The sequence below is a fragment of the Enterococcus sp. AZ009 genome (assembly GCF_050548785.1).
Lineage (GTDB): Bacteria > Bacillota > Bacilli > Lactobacillales > Enterococcaceae > Enterococcus_D > Enterococcus_D entomosocium.
Map to the genome: position 1 here is coordinate 2,622,071 of NZ_CP172960.1, position 24,539 is coordinate 2,646,609.

16 protein-coding genes are annotated in these 24,539 nt (G+C 46.3%); 7 read left to right on the plus strand and 9 right to left on the minus strand.

The annotated features are described in order from the left end of the window. Nucleotides 1-90: 90 nt before the first annotated feature. The 7 genes from IGJ74_RS12525 to IGJ74_RS12555 all read right to left on the minus strand — a co-directional run bounded on the left by IGJ74_RS12525 (nucleotide 91) and on the right by IGJ74_RS12555 (nucleotide 9,948). Nucleotides 91-1,560 carry an ABC transporter substrate-binding protein gene (locus IGJ74_RS12525; RefSeq protein WP_016613578.1) on the minus strand — a complete coding sequence of 490 codons (1,470 nt, stop codon included), beginning with the start codon at nucleotides 1,558-1,560 and terminating at the stop codon, nucleotides 91-93. A 27-nt stretch (nucleotides 1,561-1,587) separates the two neighbouring features. Beyond that, the gene (locus tag IGJ74_RS12530) at nucleotides 1,588-2,508 is read right to left on the minus strand and encodes a carbohydrate ABC transporter permease (RefSeq protein ID WP_005225516.1); all 921 of its coding nucleotides are present in this window, start codon (nucleotides 2,506-2,508) and stop codon (nucleotides 1,588-1,590) included. Nucleotides 2,509-2,521: 13 nt separating this feature from the next. Then, a complete protein-coding gene (locus IGJ74_RS12535) occupies nucleotides 2,522-3,403 on the minus strand; it encodes an ABC transporter permease (protein WP_086294872.1) in 882 nt (293 codons plus the stop codon). A 240-nt stretch (nucleotides 3,404-3,643) separates the two neighbouring features. Beyond that, the gene (locus tag IGJ74_RS12540) at nucleotides 3,644-5,035 is read right to left on the minus strand and encodes a glycoside hydrolase family 1 protein (RefSeq protein ID WP_087664948.1); all 1,392 of its coding nucleotides are present in this window, start codon (nucleotides 5,033-5,035) and stop codon (nucleotides 3,644-3,646) included. Then, nucleotides 5,028-5,903, minus strand: coding sequence for an ROK family protein (locus tag IGJ74_RS12545; protein WP_005234751.1), 876 nt, complete (start codon nucleotides 5,901-5,903; stop codon nucleotides 5,028-5,030). Before IGJ74_RS12545 ends, IGJ74_RS12540 begins: the two co-directional genes overlap by 8 nt. Before the next feature lie 3 nt (nucleotides 5,904-5,906). Continuing rightward, nucleotides 5,907-8,585: a glycoside hydrolase family 38 C-terminal domain-containing protein gene (locus IGJ74_RS12550; protein ID WP_218193211.1), complete on the minus strand. Its 2,679-nt coding sequence runs from the start codon at nucleotides 8,583-8,585 to the stop codon at nucleotides 5,907-5,909. Between the two features lie 73 nt (nucleotides 8,586-8,658). Further along, complete coding sequence (locus IGJ74_RS12555; protein ID WP_008378962.1) at nucleotides 8,659-9,948, minus strand: glycoside hydrolase family 125 protein; 1,290 nt, start codon at nucleotides 9,946-9,948, stop codon at nucleotides 8,659-8,661. A gap of 155 nt (nucleotides 9,949-10,103) precedes the next feature. On the opposite strand from IGJ74_RS12555, the gene IGJ74_RS12560 reads away from it, so the two are divergent. Beyond that, nucleotides 10,104-11,156 (plus strand): GntR family transcriptional regulator, encoded by a 1,053-nt coding sequence (locus IGJ74_RS12560; protein ID WP_087664950.1) that lies wholly within the window; start codon nucleotides 10,104-10,106, stop codon nucleotides 11,154-11,156. Between the two features lie 5 nt (nucleotides 11,157-11,161). After that, entirely contained in the window at nucleotides 11,162-13,312 is a 2,151-nt protein-coding gene (locus IGJ74_RS12565; protein WP_087664951.1) for a GH92 family glycosyl hydrolase, read from the plus strand. An 85-nt stretch (nucleotides 13,313-13,397) separates the two neighbouring features. Here the strand turns inward: IGJ74_RS12565 and IGJ74_RS12570 are convergent, their stop codons facing one another. After that, on the minus strand, nucleotides 13,398-14,204 hold the full coding sequence (locus tag IGJ74_RS12570) for a Cof-type HAD-IIB family hydrolase (RefSeq protein ID WP_042890481.1): 807 nt from the start codon (nucleotides 14,202-14,204) through the stop codon (nucleotides 13,398-13,400). 172 nt (nucleotides 14,205-14,376) lie between these two features. Between IGJ74_RS12570 and IGJ74_RS12575 the strand changes: the two genes are divergently transcribed. The 5 genes from IGJ74_RS12575 to IGJ74_RS12595 all read left to right on the plus strand — a co-directional run bounded on the left by IGJ74_RS12575 (nucleotide 14,377) and on the right by IGJ74_RS12595 (nucleotide 21,564). Next, nucleotides 14,377-15,372, plus strand: a complete 996-nt coding sequence (locus IGJ74_RS12575; RefSeq protein WP_087664952.1) for an ROK family protein — start codon at nucleotides 14,377-14,379, stop codon at nucleotides 15,370-15,372. 37 nt (nucleotides 15,373-15,409) lie between these two features. After that, complete coding sequence (locus IGJ74_RS12580) at nucleotides 15,410-17,251, plus strand: FAD/NAD(P)-binding protein (RefSeq protein ID WP_087664953.1); 1,842 nt, start codon at nucleotides 15,410-15,412, stop codon at nucleotides 17,249-17,251. Nucleotides 17,252-17,444: 193 nt separating this feature from the next. Beyond that, nucleotides 17,445-18,383 (plus strand): AAA family ATPase, encoded by a 939-nt coding sequence (locus tag IGJ74_RS12585; protein WP_005234736.1) that lies wholly within the window; start codon nucleotides 17,445-17,447, stop codon nucleotides 18,381-18,383. Nucleotides 18,384-18,385: 2 nt separating this feature from the next. Further along, the gene (locus IGJ74_RS12590) at nucleotides 18,386-19,429 is read left to right on the plus strand and encodes a DUF58 domain-containing protein (RefSeq protein ID WP_087664954.1); all 1,044 of its coding nucleotides are present in this window, start codon (nucleotides 18,386-18,388) and stop codon (nucleotides 19,427-19,429) included. Beyond that, nucleotides 19,426-21,564: a transglutaminase-like domain-containing protein gene (locus tag IGJ74_RS12595; protein WP_087664955.1), complete on the plus strand. Its 2,139-nt coding sequence runs from the start codon at nucleotides 19,426-19,428 to the stop codon at nucleotides 21,562-21,564. Before IGJ74_RS12590 ends, IGJ74_RS12595 begins: the two co-directional genes overlap by 4 nt. 58 nt (nucleotides 21,565-21,622) lie before the next feature. On the opposite strand, the gene IGJ74_RS12600 is transcribed toward IGJ74_RS12595, so the two are convergent. Then, nucleotides 21,623-24,274 carry a cation-translocating P-type ATPase gene (locus IGJ74_RS12600; RefSeq protein ID WP_218193216.1) on the minus strand — a complete coding sequence of 884 codons (2,652 nt, stop codon included), beginning with the start codon at nucleotides 24,272-24,274 and terminating at the stop codon, nucleotides 21,623-21,625. Nucleotides 24,275-24,539 lie beyond the last annotated feature (265 nt).

The window sequence follows — 24,539 nt, forward strand, 5'->3', positions numbered from 1 at the left end:
CAGCCAAAAGCTAGACGTGGGAACCATTGGTCCTGATGCGTTTAGCCTCCGGCTTGCTTGATCTATTGATTTATGAGAACCACCTGTTGCTTATTCTTGGCTTGCGCGGTACTCATCAAATTGTTTTTGCATTTCATCGCGGACCTTCTCCCAGCCAGCGGTTTTTAATTCTTCGTTTAGTTTCGGAACATTTTCTTCTGGATCGATCGTTCCGGTTGCTAAACTTGCTTTGTAACGGTTCATGACATTGGCGATATTCGTGATTTCTGTTTTCACGTTATCAGTCTTGAAGTTGAACCCTAAGATTGGTGATGCTTCCGCGTTAGCGATGTTTTCATCACGCTCTTTGATCATATCGTCTGTGATGGATTCTTGTGTGTAAAGGATCATGTTGTTCCCAGTGTTCCAAGCAGCCATCCGGGTATTTGGCAAGTAGCCATCAAGGAGACGGATTTTGTTGTCTTGGCCTTCGATTTTTTCCCATGCTTCACCTTCGACACCCCAAACCAATCCATTCAACAATTCAGGATCGCTGTTCAACAAGCCCAACACTTCCACTGCTTTTTCTTTGTTTTTCGAAACATTCGCTACGACAAAGTTTGCCATTTGCGCTTGTCCGGTTGATTTTAATTGTTTCGTGATTGGACGTGAAACCAATTCATGACCTGCGGCATTGCTTAAGATCGTATCACCGTAATCCATTGGTCCTTGGGTTTCTTCACGCATGAACCATGTGTTGCCTTCTAATGGGTAACCAGTTGTATTGGTGGCTGCATCGGTTGGGATCAAGCCTTCGTTGTACCATTTGTGCATCAATTTCAAGTTTTCCATTTGTTCATCATCTTCGTATTGATTGATGATCTTCGTTGTATCGCCATCCAATTTGACAGCAAATGGGTAATCTTTCCCAATCACATAATCATAGTTTCCAGAAACATTAAAGGTTTGTCCGATCGCAAACGGTGCGATGTTTGGTTCTTCTTCTTTGAACTTCTTCAACACGTCTTCGGCATCTGCATAAGATTCGATCCCGCTGATATCCAAATCATATTTGTCTAAATATTGTTTATTGAAGGTCAAGACTTGTTGGGCATAAATATTGCCGTTGACTGGAAAGGCATATAATTTTCCGTCGATCGTATTGCCTTTGATATAAGATTCGTCTAATTGATCATACGCTTCTTTGGCATATTTTGGTGCTAACTCCGTCAAATCTGCATACGCGCCTTTTTGCGCATTGGCAACATAGTTTGAGGCAAAAGAAATATCGTAGTTTTCACCCGATGAAATGATGGTGCTCATTTTTTGATCCCAGTCTCCCCAGCCGATGTACTGCAGATCGATGCGAGCGTTGGTTTTTTCTTCAATGCGTTTATTAGCGATCTCCATTAATTGATCAAAGTTTTCTGGCTTGTCCCCGACTTGATACATCAATAAAGTCGTTACGCCGTCTGCATTGTTCTCTGAATCGGATGTTGCGCCGTTCGACCCACAGGCAGCCATTCCCAAAGTTGCCGCTGCGGCCATCCCAGCAAAAGCTGTTTTTTTCCACAAATTCATTTTTGTTTCCTCCCTATACTCATTTGATTATTCTTTGACGCCACCAATTGTCAGACCACCGACAAAATACCGTTGGAAGAATGGATAGGTGATCGCAATCGGTAAGGTTGCAACAACAACGATTGCCATGCGAGCAGTTTCGCTTGGCAAAGCGGCCAAACCACCTTGGATCTGGGCAGCCATACCAGAGCTTTTGGCTAGATAGTCCAAGTTACTTTGAATCCGCATCAAAAGTGCTTGTAACGGCACTAAAGAGTCTTTTTGAATATACAACAATGCATTGAACCAGTCGTTCCAATAGCCAAGAGCGGCAAATAGACTGATCGTTGCGATCCCTGGAACCGCTAAGGGCAACACGATGGACAGAAAAATCTTCATTTCGCTGGCACCGTCGATGCGCGCAGATTCTATAATACTATCTGGTACCGTCTTTTTAAAGAAGGTCCGCATAACAAGGATATTAAAAGGCCCTAAGGCAAGGGGTAAAATCAACGCCCAAATCGTGTCTTTCAATTGGATCAAGTTGACCATCACTAAGTAATTGGCAACCATCCCTGGCGCAAACAACATGGTGATCAAAGCAAAGATCGTAAAGAACCGACGGAATGGAAAATTTGAGCGAGAGATGACATAGGCATATAGTGAAGTCATCGTTGCATTGACGAAGGTACCAAAAACAGTGATAAAAATAGATACGCCAAATGCTTGGAAAATTTTGCTGCTCATTTGTCCGCTAAACAGGTAGGTATATGCTGCGAACGAAAATTCTTGTGGCCAAAAGCGATAGCCGTTTTCTGCCAAAGAGGTTTCACTGGTCAATGAGATCGCGATCACAAAGAGAAACGGCAAGACACAGGAAATCGCGAACAGACCGATCACGATATTAAAAATCAGGTTGACCGTTGGGTTAAAGGAGCGGATCTCGACTTTCGTTACTTTTTTCTTCATTTATCCATCCTCCTTAGAATAATGCTGAATCTGGTTCTAGTTTACGAACAACCAAATTCGCTGTTAGTAATAATAATGCCCCAACCACTGATTGATAAAGGCCGGCAGCTGCGGTCATCCCGAAGTCGCCTGTGGCAGTCAGTCCATTATAAATGTACGTATCTAAAACGGAGGTGACTTGGTACAACGCCCCAGAGTTTCGTGGGACTTGATAGAAAAGTCCGAAGTCGGCACGGAAGATCCCACCGATGTTCAAAATCAACAAGACGGAAATCATTGGAATCAGTTGTGGCAACGTCACATTTTTAATCTGCTGCCATTTGCTGGCGCCATCGACCATCGCGGCTTCGTAATACGTTTGATCGATCCCGACCACTGACGCATAATAGATGATGCTGTTGTAACCTAAGCTCTTCCAGACATTCATAAAGACGAAAATAAACGGCCACCATTTCGGATCAGCATACCAGTTGATTCCTTCACCGCCCATACCCGTGATCCATTGGTTGATGATCCCTTTGTCTGGACTCAAAAAGGCATAGACAAAGTACGAAATAACCACCCAAGAAAGGAAGTACGGCAACAGTGACATCGTGTGATAAACTTTTACCAAACGCTTATTGCGTAGCTCACTCATTATAATGGCAAAGGCAATCGCAAAGAATAGGTTGAATGCTAAAAATACGATATTGTAGAGTAACGTATTTCTAGTGATCAGCCAAGCATCATTGGATGCAAATAAAAATTTAAAGTTATCAAAGCCGACCCACGGGCTTTGTTTCAAACTGGCAAAAAAGCCGTCTGGTGAAATGTGGAAATCTTTGAACGCCACCACATTTGCGAATACAGGTATATAGAAAAAAAAGATAAACCAGACAACACCTGGCAAAGCCATCAATATTAACGCTTTGTATTGCCAGACATTCCTCCAAAACCCCTTTTTCTTCACATCTCATCATCTCCTTCATGCTACTAGAATAACGCTTTCATCCCTAAAAAATAAGGAACAAACTAAAGATAAAATGAAACAAATTAAAGGTCTTTGTTTATATTTTGTTTTTATTCTCTAAAAACCAGAAAAACGTCCTACCTTTTGCAAGATAGGACGCTTCATTGAGTTGTTTTTTACAAAGGATCAATCGACAAAGCCGTTTTGCTGAATCACTTCACGGAACCACTCACCTGACTTTTTGATGGTGCGTTTTTGGGTAGCCAAATCAACGGCAATAAACCCGTAACGATTTTTGAATTCATTCAGCCAAGACCAATTATCCATGCAAGTCCACATGTGATACCCGCGGCACCGGCTGCCTTCTTGGATTGCTTGGTGAACATACCGCAAATGATCTTTGATAAAGGTGATGCGGTACTCATCTTGGATCTGACCGCTGGCATCGATAAAGCGTGTTTCATCTTCGACTCCCATGCCGTTTTCTGAAATATAACAAGGGATATTGCCGTAGTTGTCTCGTAGGTTGATCAAGGTATCATAAATGCCTCGTTCATAAATTTCCCAGCCTCGATGGGGATTGATTTTCTTTTCTGGCCAATCATAAACATCGAAGTAATCTTCTGGCATTGGAGTGTCCGCTGTTTTGGCAGAACGCTTTTGCTGCACCCGCCGCGGCTGATAATAGTTGACCCCCAAGAGATCGACCGTGTTTTCTTTAATGATCTGCAAATCTTCTGCTCTGGTTTCTGGCATGATCGCCAACTCGTTTAAGACAGTGATCAATTCTTCCGGAAAGGTGCCTTTGACCGCTGGATCTAAGAAGGAACGGTTGAAAAAGGCATCTGCCAGTTGCGCCGCTTGGCCATCTTTTTCATCATTCGGATCTTTCGGATAGGTCGGTGTCAAATTCAAGATGATGCCGATTTCGCCTGATTGCTGAGACTGACGGAAGCGTTGGATCGCTAAAGCGCTGGCGAGTGCTTCATGGTAGCCGACTTGCACCGCATGTGCCAAGTTGATTTCTGCTGGGTAATGCTGTTGATACAAATACCCCATCTCCACTGGCACGATCGGTTCATTTTGCGTGAACCAACGGCGGACTTGATCACCGAACAATTCAAAACACAAAGCGGCATAATCTGCAAATGCTGTGACAGTCTCGCGATTGAGCCAGCCGCCTTCTTTTTGCAGTGCCATCGGCATATCAAAATGATACAAATTGATGAAGGGCTCGATGCCATGATCGATCAAAGTGGCGAAGTACTCGCGATAAAACGTCACCGCTTGTTGATTGACCGCCCCTCTTCCTTCTGGCAGCAAGCGACTCCACTGGATCGAGGTTCGAAAAGAATTAAAACCGATCTCTTTCATCAGCGCCACATCTTCTGGGTAACGCTGCAGCAGCTGGACGGTATCTTTGGGTCCCCGTTTTTGATAAAAGCGTTCTGGTTCCGTTGCGTACCAATAGTCCCAAATCGAATCGCCTTTGCCATCATCGGCCGTTCGTCCTTCAGTTTGCGGACCGCTGGCAGCGGCTCCCCACCAAAAATCTTTAGGAAAATGCAGGTTAGTCATGGGCAGTCACCTGCTCTTTGCCTAACAAGAGACAGCCGATAATGCCACTTTTGTTCGGCAAGCCCCAAGTGACGATGTAGTCTTCCACTGGTGGTGTCTCCATATAGCCTGCCATTTGTTTCAGGAAGGCTTGTTGGATTTGAGCGAGTAAATGCGGCTGATTCATGACCCCACCGCCTAAAATGATTATCTCAGGTGCTAAAGTTAACGTGATATTGACCAGCGCTTGCCCTAGATAAAAGGCCTGCAACCCCCAAATCTCGTGCGCTTGCGGCAAGTCTTGTCCTTTGATCCCCGTACGTCCTTCCAAAGAAGGCCCTGCGGCTAATCCTTCCAGACAGTCGCCGTGATACGGGCATGTACCAGCATACATATCTTCACTGTGACGTTTGACATAGGTATGACCGATTTCTGGATGACCGATCCCTTCGAAAATCTTTCCTTCACGAACGACCCCGGCGCCAATGCCGGTCCCGACCGTCAAATAGACACAGCTGTCTTTGCCTTGTGCCGCTCCTTGGCGTAATTCTCCATAAGCGGCAGCATTGACATCTGTTGTCCAAGCAAATGCTGTCTCTGGGTAGCGCTTCTTCAACGCACCGAGAAAATCGAACTGCTGCCAGCCCTGTTTCGGCGTGGCTAGTATGTGGCCATAGGTCGCTTGGGTTGGATCGATCCCGATCGGACCAAAGGAACCGACCCCTAATGACACGAGATCGTAGGGATCGAAAAAGGCAAAGATCGCCGCTAACGTTTCCTCTGGCGTTGTCGTTGGGATCGACTCTTGGGCGATGATCGTCAGCTGTTCATCGGCAACGGCACAAATCATTTTTGTGCCGCCGGCTTCAATTCCTCCGTAAACCATCATTTCTCACTCCTTTACTCCAATGGTTCGAATTTCATATGGGTGTAATTGCTCATTGACGGACGATGCTTGTTCTTCCTCTAATAGGTTCAACAGACAGAGTGTCGCCTGCTCTTTTTGCACATGAAAGGCAGTGGCTTGATCCGCCAAATTATAGCCCCGCAAAACGATCTGCTGGTCTTGGCGATTGCGTTTTAAGGCGGTGATAGCTACCGTTGTTCCATGAGCTTCCATGTATTGGTTGCTGCTGGCTAGCTTGCCTTGATGCTTGTCGGTCTGGCTTGCCGTCCAAGGAACTTGGGCAGCTTGTGCTTGGCGATACGTTTCATAACGTTCTTCAGGAGCCCCATGACAGGCTACGCCATATTCAAAGGTGTGGCTGCCTAAGCATTGCGCTTCTGGTGTTGGGAAGTAGCCCCAATCGCCTAGCTCTCCCGTACAGCGCAACAAGGTCAAGCAGATCTGATCCTTCACGATTTCATATTCGTTCAAACCAAAATTAGAAACCGTCATGCCGCCTGTTTCATCATGCAAGTTGACAAAGGCGTGTTGATGCTGCGGATTCGTTGGGTTTTCCCAATGACTGGAAACCTGATTCGGCCGTTTTACGACTTCATAAATGCTGTCAGCTTCATGGAAATCCGTGATGATCCCTGTTGGGAATAAAACCCGCAGTCGGTGATCTTTGCTTTGGTTGTTGACGGTGGTTTTAAATGCCAGGCGGTTGCTGGTTCGTTCTAAGCGAATCTCCGTCTCGATCTTGAAAGCAACCAATTCTTGACTCCGCTGTGCTTTACGGAAACGGAAATCGACGACAGCTTTTTGTTCTTCTAACAAACGGTCATCTGCTGAAACAGGAATCTGTAATTCTTGTGTCAGTCGCACAATTCCCACCAGCGGATCGTTTTGTTCGATCGTCACCTGATGCGGAAATTGCGTCGATAAGATTGCTTGATCCCCTTCTGGTTGTTTGAAGATGTACTCATTGGCGATATCCCCCACATCCTCGAAAACCAGTAAATTGCGATACGTTTTTTGGGTTGCTTTGTCTGTAATCGTCAAGCTGCCGTTTTCAGTAATGACGGCTTCCAAATGTGCGTTGGCAAGTTTACGCCCTCCTTCTGAAACGATCGGTGCACTCTCTACTGGCGTAGCGGCTTTTTCCACTAGGGCAAAGGTCTGCCATGAGAATTCCGGCAACTGGTTTGCTTCTACTTGGACCGTGACAAAGCGTTTCATGAAAGGAATCCGAAAGGCATCTTTAGGCAATTCATAGTCAAAAAGGACCTCTTCTTCACTGATGATCGCAGCAACAGGTTTCCCCTGTTCATCGATCACCGAATAAGAACCTTTTGGCTTCGCCAATAATTCGTGGTAAAGCTTGCTTGGCAATCCTTCACGGAATGTTTTACGCTCAAGTTCGATCACGACTTCCACTAAACCAGAACGGGTGCTGCCAGTGGTGTTGAAGACCACAAAGGGACGACTCTCCTCAGGAAACCTGCTCGTGTCGATGGCGGCTACTAAATTGCGTAACGCTTCATCTGCCACGAACTTACCAATTTCATTGGCTTTTTCAAAGCGCGGCATCATTTCTCGGTGTACTTCGTCCACTGAACAGCCGCAGATACTGTCGTGAGGATGATTTTGCATCAGTGTTTTCCACGCATGATCCAACATATCGTGAGGATAGCTGTCGCTTGCTTCATAAGCCATAGTTGCTAATGGTTCAGCGACATTTTCTAATTGGCGGGAAACCTTTGTATTCCATTGTTTCAGATAGACTCGGGAAGAGGCGGTATTGGCTAGAGTATACCAACCATCGGTTTCTTGACTGGTCAATTCACCGGTGACAGTTCCTAGGTCATCTGGCAGATCTGCTTGCACCGCTTCAAGGTATTCGGTAAAGCTGGCGTGTTTGAATTCATACTCTGGGAAAAGCTCGTTAGCTGTACGAATCGCTGCCGAAATGTCTTTTTGGACAGGTTGATGATCGACCCCATTCATCATTAAGTAATGATTGGTGGCACCAAATTTCTCTACATCTTGCAATTTTTGCGTCCAAAAAGCTTCGGCTTCTGCTTTATCCACCGGAATCTCATTGCCATTGGAGTACCAGTTGGCAAAAAGTAGACCAAAGATTTGACTGCCATCTGGTCCTTCCCAATGCATTTCAGAATATTGGGAAGTAAATTGATCATCGGGTAAAACTTCGTTGTCAAAGCCGATTGGTTTGACGCCACGTCCAAATGCAGCACTTTCAAGATTGGCTTGCAGCATCATTTGCGGGGTTTGCCCCATATTGCCGAAAGTATCTGGGAAATACCCCAACATAACAGGGGTGCCCCACTTTTTGCTTTCTGCCATTCCAATCAGCATATTACGGGTGTTTGATTCAGCACTGATCAAAAAGTCATCTTGCAAAATATAAAACGGACCGATCTGTAATTTTCCTTGTTTGATGGCCGCTTTGACCGCTTCGCGTTTTTCAGGTCGCACTTCTAAATAGTCATCCAAGATGATCGTCTGCCCATCTAGATGGAAGCTGTGGAACTCAGGGTCATTTTCAATTAACTCTAAAAGATCATCCATCAATTCAACTAGCCGCATGTGATGCTGTTCGTAAGGCATGTACCATTCCCGATCCCAGTGGCTGTGAGAGATGATATAAACTTGTTTCTTCATTGATTTTTACTCCTCGCTGTTTGCGTCGTTGGACTGCTTTTTGTGTCACTCGAACGGTCGTGGGTCGTGCTGCTTATTTTTCCACTCGGATATCGAAATAATCCATGACCAATTCACAAAACATCATGTTCGCCCAAGAGAACCATTCTCTCGTGTATTGCGAAGGATCATCGACATCGAACCCTTCATGCATCAAATTTGTACCCGCATCTGTCGCCACTAACTGATCCAAAATTCGTTTCTTTTCTTCTTTGTCAGTGGCGGTCATGCCTTCCATTGCCATGGCGATCGGCCACACATAATTTTCTGGCGTATGAGAGCTGCCAATGCCTTTAGCGTATTTGCCTTCATAGAAATACGGATTTTCACTGCTCAACAACGTTTTACGGGTCTGAAGATAAAGGGGATCTTCCATACTGCCATACCCCAAGTAAGGGGCGGCGATCAAATTCGGCACGTTGCTGTCATCCATCAGTGTGCCATTGCCGAATCCATCCACTTCATACGCGTAGACTTCTTCGCCAGCTTGATTTTTGGTCAACCCGTATGCTTTAATCCCTGCTTCGATCTCTGCTTGCAATTTTTTCGCTTGTGCCACGATCGCTGTGTCTTCTAAAACCGTCGTAAAGATTTCTTGGATATAGCCTAAGACCACCACCGCAAACATATTGGAGGGAATCAAATAGCCGTATTTGCAGGCATCATCACTTGGTCGAAAACCTGACCAAGTCAAGCCAACGGGTTTCACCGGCGCGCCTTTGCCGTCATGAGTCAAGGTATCTTCTTTTCGCCAGGTATCCCGTTCAAAGCGATACGGGGATTCCTCATGGTTTTGTTCTGTTACAAACACCTCCAAGGCTTTTTTGATGCCTGTTACAAAATCATCATTGAACTGATCTGTTCTGCCTGTGTTTTTATATAGCAGATAGGCCAGTTGGATCGGATAACACAAAGAATCGATCTCATATTTGCGTTCCCAGATCCAATCGTTCATTTCTGTATCGTCTGTTTGGTGGCCAGCGCCATTGGCTGATTCGTTAAAGGCATTTGCGTAAGGATCGATCGTAATATAGTAGAATTGCTTCTTGACCAACCCGCTGATCATACTTGCTAAGTCTTCATCTTCTTTGGCGATCACTAAATACGGACGAACTTGCGCAGTGGAATCTCGCAGCCACATGGCTGGAATATCCCCCGTCAGTAAAAAGGTCGTGCCATCCTCATGACGCTTGACCGTCGTTAATAGTGTATTAGCAAAAGCTGCATTAAAATTTTTCGCCCAATCGGCATGCGTTTCTCCGCATAGATCCGTAATCGTTTCCATAAATGTTGCTACTGAAGTTGGTATTTCTTTATAAACCATTCCATCACCTTCCCTGATTTGATATATCAATTTACGAACCTAGTATATCATGAATCATGTGAATGTCTAGCGCTTTTTCAAAATAATTAAAGGGTTTTCATTTTTATCGGTTTATGGTATGCTAACAAATATGATATATCAAAAGGGGTTTTCTTATGAAACAACCATTATATAAAAAAATTTACTCGGAGCTTCACGAAGCCATCGTTGAAGGGCGATTAGCTCCGGGCAGTCGTGTCCCTACTGAAAAAGAACTATCTGAACAATACCAAGTCAGTCGGATCACCTCTAAAAGAGCCTTGACGGAACTGGAACAAAATCAGCTGATCTATCGCGTGCAAGGCAGCGGCAGCTTTGTCCGAGAATTGAAGGAAAAAAAAGCGACTGGACGTATTTTGTTTGTCTTGCCCTTTGCCAATGATCTCTCTTTAGGAAACTTTACCGAAGGCATTTACCCCGTGATGCAAGAACACGGCTTTGAACTTTTGATGACACCAGTGGATTATTTGGAAAAAACGACGGCAGCTGAGCTGATGCAAGAATTCGACGGCCTGATCTATTACGCCAGCAATACGTTTTCTTACTATGACTTGCTGTTCGAATGTGCTGAAAAACACTTTCCTATCGTGACCTTAGATAAAAAGCTGCATGAGTTTGATTTTCCAGCGGTCATGCCAGATAACTTTCAAGGTGGACAGCTAGCTACGGAGCATTTACTTGCGTTGGGGCATCAACGGATCGCTTATATTTTTGGTGATACCCATCATCCACAATCCGTCCGTCAGCGTTATCTAGGTTACATCGATGCGCTGAAAAAAGCCCAAAGAACCTTTCGCACCAAGCTCGACGACACAGCTGCCAGTATCGCAAATGCGCTTGCCTACCTGGAAGAACATCAGGTCACGGCAGCCGTCTGTGAAAATGACTTGATCGCCATCGAATTGATGCGTGCACTGCGTCAAGCAGATTTGCACGTCCCTGCCAACATTTCCCTGGTTGGTTTCGATAATATCCAAGCCGCTGCCCTCGTTGATCCAGCACTAACGACCATCGGGCAGAATTTTGCGGAGATGGGGCGCTTGGCAGGAAACCAAGTGATTGAGAAAATCAACGCTGCGAAGGCAGCACCCCCAGTACCAATGGAGACGACCACCCATTTAGTGGCTGTTTCTTTGATCAAAAGAGAATCAACCCAATTAAAGGAGTGAACCAAGTGAACGTATCAATGATCGACACACGACACGGAACAGACAACCAATATAGTTTTTCCCATGGCAACTGCCTGCCTTATACAGGGGTTCCTTTTGGCATGAACTACTTTGCCCCGCAAACCAGTGATCAACGAGGCAGTTGGTGGTTTCATCCAGAAGATCGAACCTTTCAGGGCTTTCGCATCACCCATCAGCCTAGCCCTTGGATGGGTGATTTCAGCCATCTGACGATGCTGCCGATAAACGGCACGCTTTCTGAAAATACCCTTTTCCATGCGCAAAGCTCGTATCGTCCGGAAGAAAGCACCTTTAATCCAGCCTTTCTTAAAATCAAGACGCAGCGGTATTTAACAACAACGACGTTGATTCCCAGTATGTATGGCGGTGTGCTGTCTATTGAAAACTGCGGGGATCAGCCGGGTCTTGGCTTGTCACTGCCGGGTGACTATGTCTTAGAACAGTTGGATGAACAGACAGTGGCTGGTCAACTGATCGTATTTTCAGGATGCGAAGACGAAAGCTTCACCATCCATTTCGTCTATCGTTTTGAAACACCCATCACGGCGATCGAAGGTGCCTTGACAGGCAAAGAAGCCTTCGTCGTTCTCCGCTTTGATGATTGCCAAACACAGACGATCCGTTTTGCAACCTCGTTTCTCAGTCGCGAACAAGCTTGTTTGAACTTGCAGCGGGAACAGCAATGGGCTCCTGCCGATTATCTGGCTTCTGTCCAACAGCAATGGAATCATTTTTTGCAAAAAATCGAGATCGAGCATCACGATCAAGCACAAGTTTCTACTTTTTATCATAATTTTTATCGCTTATTCTTGTTTCCTCAAACCTTCTTCGAAATCGATCAAGAGGGTTGCAAAGTGCACTGGGATACCTTGGCAAAAGCGATCAAACCAGGACCACTGTACACAAACAACGGCTTTTGGGATACGTATAAAACTGTCTACCCGCTCTTTTCACTCTTGGCTGTCGAACAATTGGAAGACATGCTGGAAGGCTTTTTGAACAGTTATCGCGAAAGCGGCTTTTTACCAAAATGGCTATCACCTGATGAGCGGGGGTTGATGCCCGGGACGCTGATCGATGCCGTGATCGCTGATGCCGCAGTAAAAGGTATCCGTCCCGATTTGATGCCCAAATTTTTAGCAGCGATGAAAAAAGGTGCCACCGTCCAAAGTGAAAATCCCAATTATGGTCGGCGCGGCACGACGGACTATTTGACTTACGGGTATGTGCCATTGACGCATCATGAATCGGTCAATCACACCCTTGATTATTGTTACAGTGATTTTTGTATCTCACAAGTCGCGCAACAGCTGGGTGACGAGCAAGCAGACTATTATCAGCAGCAATCGCAAAATTACCGCAACATTTTCGATCAGGAGACCGGCTTTATGCGGGCAAAAGACCCAGATGGCGCTTTTCGTCCAGAGTTTAGTGACACACGCTGGGGCTTGGATTATGCAGAAGGCAGTGCGTGGCAAAGTAGTTTTGCTGTTTACCATGATTTCGCTGGCTTGATCACTGCACACGGCGGCAAAGCGGCCTTTGAAGCAAAACTGATTGACTTGTGCAATCAAGAACCTCGCTATACGACAGAAGGTTACGGGTTCGAGATCCATGAAATGAGTGAGATGGCCGCACTCGATTTTGGTCAGCTGGCGATCTCCAATCAGCCAAGCTTCCACTATCCGTATCTATTCAGCTATTTGGGCAAACCAGAAATGGCACAGCCCTTGATCAAGCAGCTACTGACACAGTGCTTCAATGACTCACCAAAAGGCTTTCCTGGCGATGAAGACAACGGCAGCATGGCTGGTTGGTACATCTTCAATGCCTTGGGCTTTTATCCAGTCACACCGGGGACAGGCGAATATGTCATTGGCATGCCCTTATTTGATCAAGCAACACTGCATCTTGCTTCAGGCAAAGACTTAGTGATCAAGAGCACGCCCAATGCGCCGCAACAGCTCTTCGTGGATAAAATTACATTGAACGAAGAACCCTTCGAGCGATTATTTTTCACCCACCAAGAATTGACTGCCGGTGGTACATTGAACTTCCAGCTAGGTATCGTCCCTCGCAGCAAAGAGTGGTCAGCCGATGCCTATCCTTATAGCGTCAGTCAACCACATGCATAACGAAAAAACCGCTCCTTAGCAACAGGCAGCAGTCTACTTTCAGTCAATTGAAAGTGCACGCTGTCCCTGCCAGGGAGCGATTTTTTTATTGTTTCATTTGTAGCGGTAACAGACGTTCGATAGTTTTCAGCACGCCATTTTCATCGTTTGATTTGGTCACAAACGCTGCCGCTGCCTTGACTTCCTCAAAGGCATTGCTCATGGCGAAACTAAACGTGCCAGCTGCCATCAACTCCAAATCGTTCAAGCCATCGCCGAAAACCATTGTCTCCTCGGGTGTGACGTGCAGCAATTCTTGCAAGTGTGCCACAGTCGTTCCTTTGTGGACGCCTTGATTGGTGATATCGATCCAAGCGGCTTCCGAAGCCACGATGTACGCTTCATTGGTAAATTCGCTTAACTGTTGGACATGCTCAAAACAACGTAGTTTGGGATCAAAAATAGTGAGCTTCACAAAATCTTCTGTGATAGTTTGATAATCCGCCACCGTTTTGACCACCCGATAAGAGCCACGCACTTTCTGCGCATCCGCTTCATTGGTTGTGTCAGCAATGTACGCCGCAGTCGGTGTACAAGCGATGATCACATGATCTTGCGCAATCGCAGCGAGCTTCGCAATGATCCGCCGCCCTAATTCGTTTGGCAGCAGCGATTCAAAGATGTACTCTCCTTGATGTTTGATGCGGGTCGCGCTATCCCCAAGAATCCAAACATCCGCTGCTGCTTCACCAAACAGTTCTTCCACTCGTTCACACTGTTTGCCGGTACACGCAGCAAAAGCAACACCCGCTTCTTTCATTTGTTGGCTGACTTGTTCATAATAAGGCCGATCAAAACTGCCTTGGCTGTTCAAAAATGTACCGTCTAAATCTGTGATGACTAATTTGATCATACGTTTCTCTTCCCCTCTACCTCGTGTCCTCTTCATTCCAAATCACTTAATTAACGTTATTAATTAAGTATACTTATTTTCAAGTTTTCCGTCAAGTCAGTCTTTTAAAAACTTTACATCGTTTCATCCCGTCGGTATACTTAATTAAATCACTTCATTAAGGAGAACATTTATGGCTTCTACCACCCATACCATTCGCCAGCAAAACAAACAGCTGGTTTTAAAAACTTTGTTTCAAAACGGGGCATTATTCGCCTCCGATTTAGTGAAGAAAACCGGCATCAGCATGGTCACCACTAACTCATTATTAAAAGAATTGTTAACAGAGGGGGAAATCACGAAAGGTCCGCTGGAGCAAAAAGAGCTAGGACGACCAGCAGTGACCTATCAGCTAAATCAAGACCGAGGTCATTCTCTTTTGCTTAGCTTTATCGATCACGATGGCTCCTTGGCTCTTTGGTCCATGCTGATCGACCGCAAGGGGAAGGTTTTGGCAAAACACGACCAGCCCTTTCCTGATGTTGCCCCTCATCGCTTTCAAGAATGTGTAACGAACGAGCTGGCATTATTTCCTTCTGTGGAACAGATCGCCCTCTTTTTACCAGGAAAAATCAGTGGAGGAACCGTGACTTCCAGCTGGTATGAAAAATTTAACGGCTGGCAGCTGGCAGCCCTCGTGGCAGAGGTCACTGCACTGCCCTTCTACTGTCAAAACGATGCCCATATTTTAACGATCGGCTATTGCATCGCCCAACAGATCTCCTTGCAGCAAACCATCGTTGGCATGTACAATCCTGAAAAAAGCATGCCCGGTATCACGCTCCTAGTCAATGGTGCGCTTTTAGAAGGAAAAGATGCCCTAGCGGGAGAGGCAAAATTTTTACCCGGCTACTTGGATCAAGGTGCACCGCAAGACCGCACGGCTTTGGTCCAGCGCCTGACAAGCATACTGCCATTTTACAATGCAGCTTTTGCCCCCCACTGTATCATTTTAGCCAGCAGTGATGCAGTAAAAACCGATCTCCTAGACGCGATCCAAAAAAATCCATTGCTGCAGCAACAACCCAATCAGCCCGCTTTCCATTATATCGATGCTATCGATGAAGCCATGGTGCTAGGCATGCACTGGCTGATTTTCCGCAAGACACCTTTTGACTTAGCCCGTTGATGACACAAAGACCATAGAATAATTGAGGTGGTGTGATATGAAAATAGCGATCATTGGTGCTGGTCCTCGTGGACTTTCACTTTCAGAACGGCTGATTGCTCATAGCAAACAAAACAAACAAGCCATCGACTTGCTGCTGTTTGATCCTTTTCTTCCTGGGGCAGTTTGGCGCACGGACCAATCGGCAGATTTGCTATTGAATTCTGTGACCAGCCAAGTCACCCTTTTCACGGATGACACATTAAGCACCGGCGGCCCCGTGGTCAAAGGACCTACCTTGTACGAATGGGCAGTGACAGAAGGGAAACATTTCGCAGCCATCCATGCCCCTGAGCTCGTTGCGGAATGCACAGCACTTGATTCACTTGATCCTAACGGGCATTGCTCGCGGGCGTTATATGGACTCTATCAACAGTGGTTTTATCAGCAGTTGTTAATAGAGCTACCTGAATCCATTACCGTCAACCATCTGTCAGATAGTGTCAGCTCTTTGACCCCTCTTTCCAAAAATCGCTACCAGTTGACGACGGCTCACCAAACATTCCTTGTTGATGCCGTCGTCTTAGCTACAGGACATTCACAAGCCCAACTGTCATCAGGGGAACAACAATTGGCGGCTGCCGCAGAAAATAATGGCTGGTTTTATGCACCGCCAGCCAATGCGGCAGATACGGATCTAACGGCTGTGAAAGCTGGCGAACCTGTGATTTTACGGGGACTAGGACTTGCCTTTTACGATTACGTCACCCGCTTGACCAGTGGTCGGGGCGGAACCTTCGTCAAAGTCAATGAATCCCTCGTCTATCAACCTTCTGGTGAAGAACCGCAAATCATCGCCGGTTCTCGTCGGGGTGTCCCGTATCATCCTCGTGGCCGCAATCAAAAAACACCAACGCAGCAGCGAAAGCCCGTTTTTTTGACCCCTGAACGCCTAGCTGCTTGGCAAGCAGCCAAAACGGTTGCTGGCAAGACACTGCTCTTCTATTTAAAGAAAGAGGCAGAACTCGTCTATTATCAGACGCTGCTTTTAGAAAAACAGCGGCTTGACAAAGAGCAGCTTGACGCTTTTACCACCGCCTTTGTTGCCACGGAAGGATCTGAAGACTTGCTAAAAAAATGGCAGCTTCCTAAGAGGGAATGGTGGTCATGGCACCAACTAGCCGATCCCTTTGCTCAGAAAGAGCAGCAGTCCTTGCAAGACTTTTTCATTGCGCTATTACGTACCCAAATCCAAGATGCCGAAAAAGGCAATCTAACAGGACCTATCAGCAGTGCCTTGGAAGTCTTCAAAGATCTGCGTGACCCGATTCGGTTTGTTCTCGATCATCAGCTAATGCCAGCAAAAGACCTGAAAACACTCTTTTGGCAGTCTTTCGTTCCCTTTAACAGCTTTTTATCGATCGGTCCGCCGGTTCAACGACTGCAGGAACTGGTCGCCTTGATGGAAGCCGGAGTGGTGACCTTACTAGGTCCTGACATGACTGTTGAGATTGAGGAGGCTTATTGTACGTATTCAAAGCGATTTCCCGACACACGCTATCACGCGACGCAACTAATTGAGGCCCGCATTCCATCGACAGCGATTCGTCGAACCAACAATTCCTTGTTGCGGCAACTGCTAAACGATCGGATCATTCACCCGCACCAGTTGCCGATCCCCAATGAGGAGCCTTTTGAGATGGGTGCTATCGCCATCGATCCTGAGACCAATCAGGTCCTTAGACTAGATGAACGCCCCTACACTGCCCTCTATTGTTTCGGGATTCCCACAGAAGGCATCCACTGGCTGACGGCTGCCACTGCTCAGCCGGGAACCGATGCTTGGAATTTACGGCAGGCGGACCAGATCGCCGCTGACCTCTTGCACCACACCTTCTAGTCACTTCTTTTCTATCAAACGCAAACTTCCGAGGAAACGCTTCGGAAGTTTTTTGCTTTTCTTCCGCAAACCCGCAGGCAGGATTTTCCTTTTTTTTGAATATTCTTGAAATTTTCTTTAATTGTTACACGAAAATTGCGACAGTCCTAGAAAACCGTTACAATGGAAGAAACGAACGTAGGGAGGTTATCAGATGACCGCTGAATTACAAAAAATAGATGCCTTGATCGCAGAAGTGGAAAAAGTGATTTTAGGCAAACGAGATGTGATCCAATTTACCGTGGCTGCGCTGCTTGCTGGCGGACACGTTTTATTCGAAGATATCCCCGGTGTTGGGAAAACGATGTTGGTCAAATCATTAGCCAAAGCCATTCAAAGTGACTACAAACGGGTACAGTTTACCCCAGACCTTTTGCCTAACGATGTGTTAGGTGTGTCGATTTTTAATTCCCAAAGCCACCAGTTCGAGTTTCGTCCCGGCCCGATCTTCACCTCCGTCCTCTTGGCAGATGAGATCAACCGAACCACACCAAGGACGCAAGCCTCGCTCTTAGAAGCCATGTCAGAAAATCATGTCACCATCGACAATCAAACGTACCCATTGAGTCCCCACTTTTTTGTGTTAGCTACCCAAAACCCAATCGAATATGAAGGAACGTATCCTTTGCCTGAAGCCCAATTGGATCGTTTTTTGTTCCGCCTGCATATCGGTTACCCAGATTTTCAAGATGAGCTCGCCCTCTTGACTGGAAAACGACAGCAAAGCTTGGATCAGATCCAAACCATTTTACATGCTGATGAAGTGACCGCTTTGAAAGCGATGGTGGACGACGTGTATGTCGATGAGCGGGTCGCCCGTTACGCATTGCAGCTGGTTCAAGCGAGCCGCCAGCATAATGCCATTGACCTTGGTATCAGTCCTCGTGGTGGGATCGCCTTCTTAAAAGGGGCAAAAGCGTTAGCGTTGACGGAAGGACGGACCTTTGTCACGCCGCAAGACTTGCAGCGAATTTTACCAGCAGTCTTCGGTCATCGTTTATTACTGAAAGGCGGCGTTCATGCTAGCGCGGAGACCCTTTCAGATTTGATGAAACAGATGATCCAACGGGTGCCTGTCCCTACGAGGAAATAGCGATGAAGAAAAAAAAGCTTGAACGCGTGCTGCGCCTCCTGTTGTTTAGCGCTGCCTATTTTTTGCTGCTGGCTTACTGTGTGATCTTTAATAATAATGCCGGTTGGAGCCTCTGGTTTTTACTGACTCTGTTATTGTTGCTTGACGCAGTATTCTTGCTGCCCTCCCTCAAGAAGGTCCAAATCGTTTTAGAAGAATCGATCCAAGCTGAAACACAGACAGCGATCACCTTACCGCTGCAAGTCTTCAAGTATCGCCCGACGCTGCTGCCGCTGGTCGATTTCACCTTGCAGTTTGACGATCGTTTCAAGGAAAGTCATCACAGCGCCTTTTATCGAGGCAATCTGATTCGGCTCCAGCTGCCTTGGACCCCAAAGGAGCGCGGCAGCTATGAAGAATTGCCCGTTCAATTGTACAGCCATGATCTCTTTGGCTTTTTTGAAAAAAGCTACGCTGCAGGTGCGAAACAATCGATTTTGATCCTACCGAAATTGAAGCTAGAAGCCGTTGCCCTATTGCCATTTTTTAAACAGCAAGTCCGCAGCCAAACCCATGGGGAACCCAATTTTTCTATTCGACAGTTCCGTCAATACCAGTTAGGGGATTCATTAAAAAATATCGATTGGAAATTATCCAGCAAACAACAGGAATTGATCTATCGCGAACGAGAATACGAAGAAGAACAAGACATCTTTCTGCTCTTTTGGGGAGAAGATCATCCTGCTTTTGAAGAGACCTTGACACTGTTTTATTCGATCCACCATTTCTCACAAAATCAACGACTTTTTCAGCCGCTCTTGATTGGTGACGGATTGACTTCTCCTTACCAAACCGATGCCGCTGCCTATGCCCAGATCCTTCCCTTCGAGAAAGTTCCTGAAGGGGTACCGCTCTTGACTGGCAGCCATCTTATCTTCATTACCCCGGTTTTCACCCCACAACTGGAAAACTACCTCAGTCAGTTGGAAGCAAAAAACAGCTGCCAAGTGTTTACCTACGCTGATTTAATGAGGCAGTTGAATGAACTTGAGGAGGTGGTAGGATGAGATTTATTAAGAAAACACTGATTGGTCTTTTGACCTTTCTCAGTCTATCACTGGTGATCTTGCCGTTTATCGCAGTTTATGACCTTGGCAATCAGTTCACCCTTTTAACTTATGCCTTTAGTGTCTGTTTGATTTTGACCGTCGTACCGAAAGTCCGTTACAGTTTGCCTTTGCTGGCAGCCGCTTGGCTGATCGTCTTGTATCGGATCTTTCCTTATGGGACTGCCTTTTCTTTTGATTGGCTACTGCGTTTTTGGCTAGATCTGCACCGTGCCTTTCAAGAGATCCTCAGCGGTGAAGTCGGCTATATCACCGAACTGGCGGCGGTGACATTGATCGTTAGTTGGGTCTTGTTTTTAGCGATCTTACCGATTGCTTATCAACGCTTTTTCTTGATTTACGGTACCATGATCGGCTACTTGCTGACAGTCGTGATTTTTAATCAATTTGATTTGACGTGGCATTTGATCGGTATTTTTCTTTGCGCGCTGGCTTCTTCCATGATCCAGCGCAGTGCCTTTCAATCCAGTCAAACGATCGCCCCTTGGTTTGGCGTGATGCTATTGATTGGTGGCTTAGCCGTCACTGCTGTCTACTTGCCGCAGACGAGCGTGCGGGATCAGTTGGCAGCCCGTTCCACGCCTATACGGACAAATCTGAATCAGCTGGGTTTTTATCAATTTATTGAAGAACATGGCACCCCCACTGGTTCTCGCACGGGTTTCAGTGAAAATGATCGTCAATTAGGCGGACCACTACTTGATGATGCGACGATTTTATTTGAAGCGCAACAAGAAACCCCGCATTACTGGCGGGTGGAAAGCAAAGACTTTTATTCTGGTAAAGGCTGGATCAGTACGAGCCGCGAAGACGTTCGCTTGGAAGCAGACGATGTCACCATCGCTGACCAGAGCTATCAACAAACCTATCCTGAGAATGAACAAGTGCGGATCCAATTCCAAAACCATGGAGACTATGTGCCATTGCCCTATGGCCGCAGTAGGTTATCCCTTGAAAGCGGCGCACGTGGCTTTCAAATCAGCGACGCTATTCAACGGGTCGATTTGATTGATTCGCTACCAGACACGGCCTTGACCCTCGATTGGGACCATCCAGATTTTTCCGCAGAAAATCTTCAAAATCTGCCTTTGATCTATCCGGATTCTCCGATCGATTATATCCAATTACCCGATTCTTTGCCGCAGCGGGTACGAGATCTCGCCGCTGAGATCACCACTGACAGCAACAGTCTGTTTGACCGAGTCACCGCAATTGAAAGCTATTTGAAAGATCCGCTCGTATTTCGCTATTCCAAGACCGATGCCGTCGTGCCTGCAGAAGAGCAAGATTACGTTGATCAATTTTTATTTGAATCACAAGTCGGCTACTGCGACAATTTTTCCACGGCAATGGTCGTTCTACTACGGAGTTTAGAGATCCCTGCTCGCTGGGCAAAAGGCTTTTCTCCCGGCTCTCCTACAACAGAAAACGGCATCACTACCTATACCGTTCGCAACTTGAATGCCCACTCGTGGGTGGAAGTCTACTTTGACGGATACGGTTGGGTGCCTTTTGAACCGACACCTAGTTTCCAAAATCCAGATCGTCCCGTGTTGACGCAAGAATCTACTAGCTCCGAAGAAACGCCGACCGCTAGCAGCGAGACAATACCAACGAGCAGCACGGAAACAGAAAGTAGTGAAACCACGACCAGCAGTTCTGCAACAGCCGCGGTTACCGATGATGTTTGGTTGACTGAGGAGCTGAAACAAACGCTGCGTAATGGCTTCTTTGGAGGCTTAGCTCTCCTAGGACTTGGCCTGCTTTTCTATTTCCGCCATTCGTTTTTCCGTATTCATTTATGGTTGATCTGCCGCTTTAACAAACAGCCGCTAGTTACTGCCTATCCTTTGTTTTTAAGGCAAACGACGAAAGTTTTGTACCGTAACGAGGCGGAGCCGTTGATCGATTATGCCCAACGACTCGAAGCATTCTATCCACTGTTTCATGGTGATTTTATCCGCTTGACGCAGCAATACGAAGCCTACCTTTACAGCCAAGAACAGCCGGCTGGTCAAGAAGCCTTCTTGAAGCAAGTCGCTGCCCAAATCAGTCAGCTGAAAAAAATCAACTAAGCAGTGAGGAGAAACGACAAAAAAACGTATCGATCAAAGGATCGATACGTTTTTTGCTTTAGGCGTTTCCTTGACGTTTTTGAACGGCAATAATAATCAACTTTGTGATTTCCATCAAAACAACTGCCACAGCAGCCATTGCGATACATAGACCGACATGTCCTAAAGTGAAGGTTGCTGGAATCGCAAAGACTTCACGGATGCCAGGAATCAAGGTAATGCTGTATAGTCCACCACAAACGACGATCGCCAACCACACCATTTTATTGGCAAAAAGGCCAGCTTGCCAAGCAGTCTCGGTATTTGAGCGTGCTGGCAATGTTTGCAATGTCCGGCTCCAGATAAGTGTTGAGAAGGCCATCGCTACACCTAACTCAGGTGATTGGCTCATCCCTAACCATTGTGCCAAAATCACGACAGCGGCAATCAAAATACCGCGATACGTTACTGAGATCAAAGTTTTTCCAGTGAAGATACCTGCATTTGGATCTCTAGGCTGACGTTGCATGATGGTTGGTTCGGCTTTTTCCATTCCCAGAGCAATTGCTGGTAATGAGTCGTTGACTAAGTTGATAAAGAGTAGCTGCAAGGCAGTAAATGGATTGTCCCAACCCATCACTAAGGCAAAGACGATCGCAATGATCGCACCTAGGTTTCCAGCAAACAAATACGAAATGGCTTTTTTGATGTTGTCAAAGACGTTTCGGCCAACTTCTACGGCACGAATGATCGAGGCAAAGTTATCATCCGTCAAGACCATCGCCGCTGCATCTTTGGCAACGTCCGTTCCGGTTCCCATTGCGATCCCGATATCCGCTTGTTTCAAGGCGGGTGCATCATTGACTCCATCTCCGGTCATGGCAGAGATCTTGCCTTTGTCTTGCCAAGCCCGCACGATACGGATTTTGTTTTCCGGCGAAACACGAGCATAAACCGTGATTTTGTCTAATTGATCCGCTAGTTCGGTTTCAGAAAGAGCATCCAATTCCGTACCAGTCAAGGCTAAGTCGCCCTCAGCTGAAATACCGATCTCTTGTGCGATCGCCACGGCTGTCGTTTTGTGGTCCCCTGTGATCATCACTGTTTTGATACCGGCAGATTTGGCATCTGCTACGGCTTGTTTGACTTCTTTACGAGGAGGATCGATCATTGCCATCAAACCAACCAAAATCAGCTCGTTTTCATCCTCAAGTGTCAATTCTCGTGATTGGGCATCGGTCAATGGACGGTAAGCAAACGCCAAGACCCGTAATGCCCGTTTTGAGAATTCTTCGTTTTGATGCTGCAATTTATTTCTGATTTCATCTGTTAAAGGCACGACTTGATCATCGATCAAGACTTTGTTACTGCGGCCAAAGACGATGTCTGGACCACCTTTGGTCAACAACAAATGTTCGCCATCGATCTCATGTAAGGTGGACATCAATTTACGATCAGAATCGAAAGGCAATTCTTGCAAACGAGGAAACTGTTGACGAATCGCCCGATATGGCTGATTTAGTTTCTCACTGTAATCCAGAAAAGCAATTTCAGTAGGGTCGCCTAGCTTCGCCCCATCTTCACTGATGGCAGCATCATTTGCCAAGACACTGATTTCTACCAAGCGTTTTTCAGGCAATGTCCAGGTAGTTGGCTCATCGGGGAACGTGCCCGTTTGTCCATTTGGTAAATAGTAGTCAACAACGGTCATTTTGTTTTGGGTCAAGGTCCCTGTCTTATCTGTACAAACGATACTCGTTGAACCCAATGTTTCAACCGCTGGTAGTTTTCGAATGATGGCATGACGCTTCGCCATTTGTTTTGTTCCGATCGAAAGGACGATCGTCACGATCGATTGCAATGCTTCTGGAATCGCTGCTACGGCTACGGCTACCGCAAACATAAAGGCGTTGACTAAGTCTTCCGTCATATCACCTGTTCCGTCACCTAAGAACAACCGTGCGACTTGAACCCCTAAAATAATCAATGAAAGGACCAAGATTGCCAAGCTCAGTTTTTTACTGAAGCTGTCCAGTCCTCTTTGCAATGGCGTTTTGTGTTCAACCGTACTTTCCAATAAGCCAGCCACTTGACCGATTTCCGTCACATTACCAGTCGCGGTTACGATAAACCGACCACGCCCATAAGTGACGATCGTTCCACTGAAGACCATATTGTCACGGTCGCCGATCGGTGCGGTACGATCGATCACACCTAATTCTTTTTCCGCTGGCGTTGATTCCCCAGTCAGCATTCCTTCATCGACCTTCAAAGAACCCTCTTCGATCAATCGACCATCTGCTGGTACATAGTCCCCAGCTTCTAAAATAACGATATCGCCGACAACCAATTCTTTCGCCAGCACACTTTGTTCTTTGCCATCCCGAATGACGTTAGCATCTGGTGCTGACAAGCTTTTCAAAGCGTCTAACGATCCTTCGGCTTTTTTCGTTTGTATCACACTGACGACGGAATTCAACAAGAGTACTGCGAAGATAACGATGGACTCAACGTGCGCACCCATAACCATTTGGATGATTGCCACGATCAACAAGACGATCACCATCGCATCTTTGAAGGTATCTAAGAATAAGGCAAAGCTAGATTTCTTAGGTGCTTCCTTCAGCTGGTTCAGGCCATTTTCTAACCGCTTGGCTGCCTCTTGCTGCGTCAACCCCTCTGGACTGCTCTGGACCTCTGCCATAATTTCCGAGATTTCTTTTTGATACATTTCTTTCGCCAATTTTTTTGCCCCTTTTAATTTTATTTTCCTTAGGCACTCTGCTAGAAAAAAAGAGACCTAAGACAAGTATACGCTTGTCTTAGGTCTCACCATTTCAAATAATACCAGAAAGCTGTCGCCAGCTTACTTACTGTTGATATTATCGCAGCTTGCGCCACCGGTTACTCCCCTAAGGAATAATAATAAGAATGTATCATTATCATAACGGAAACTGTTGTGCTTGGCAACTATAAAACATCAATTTGAAAATTTT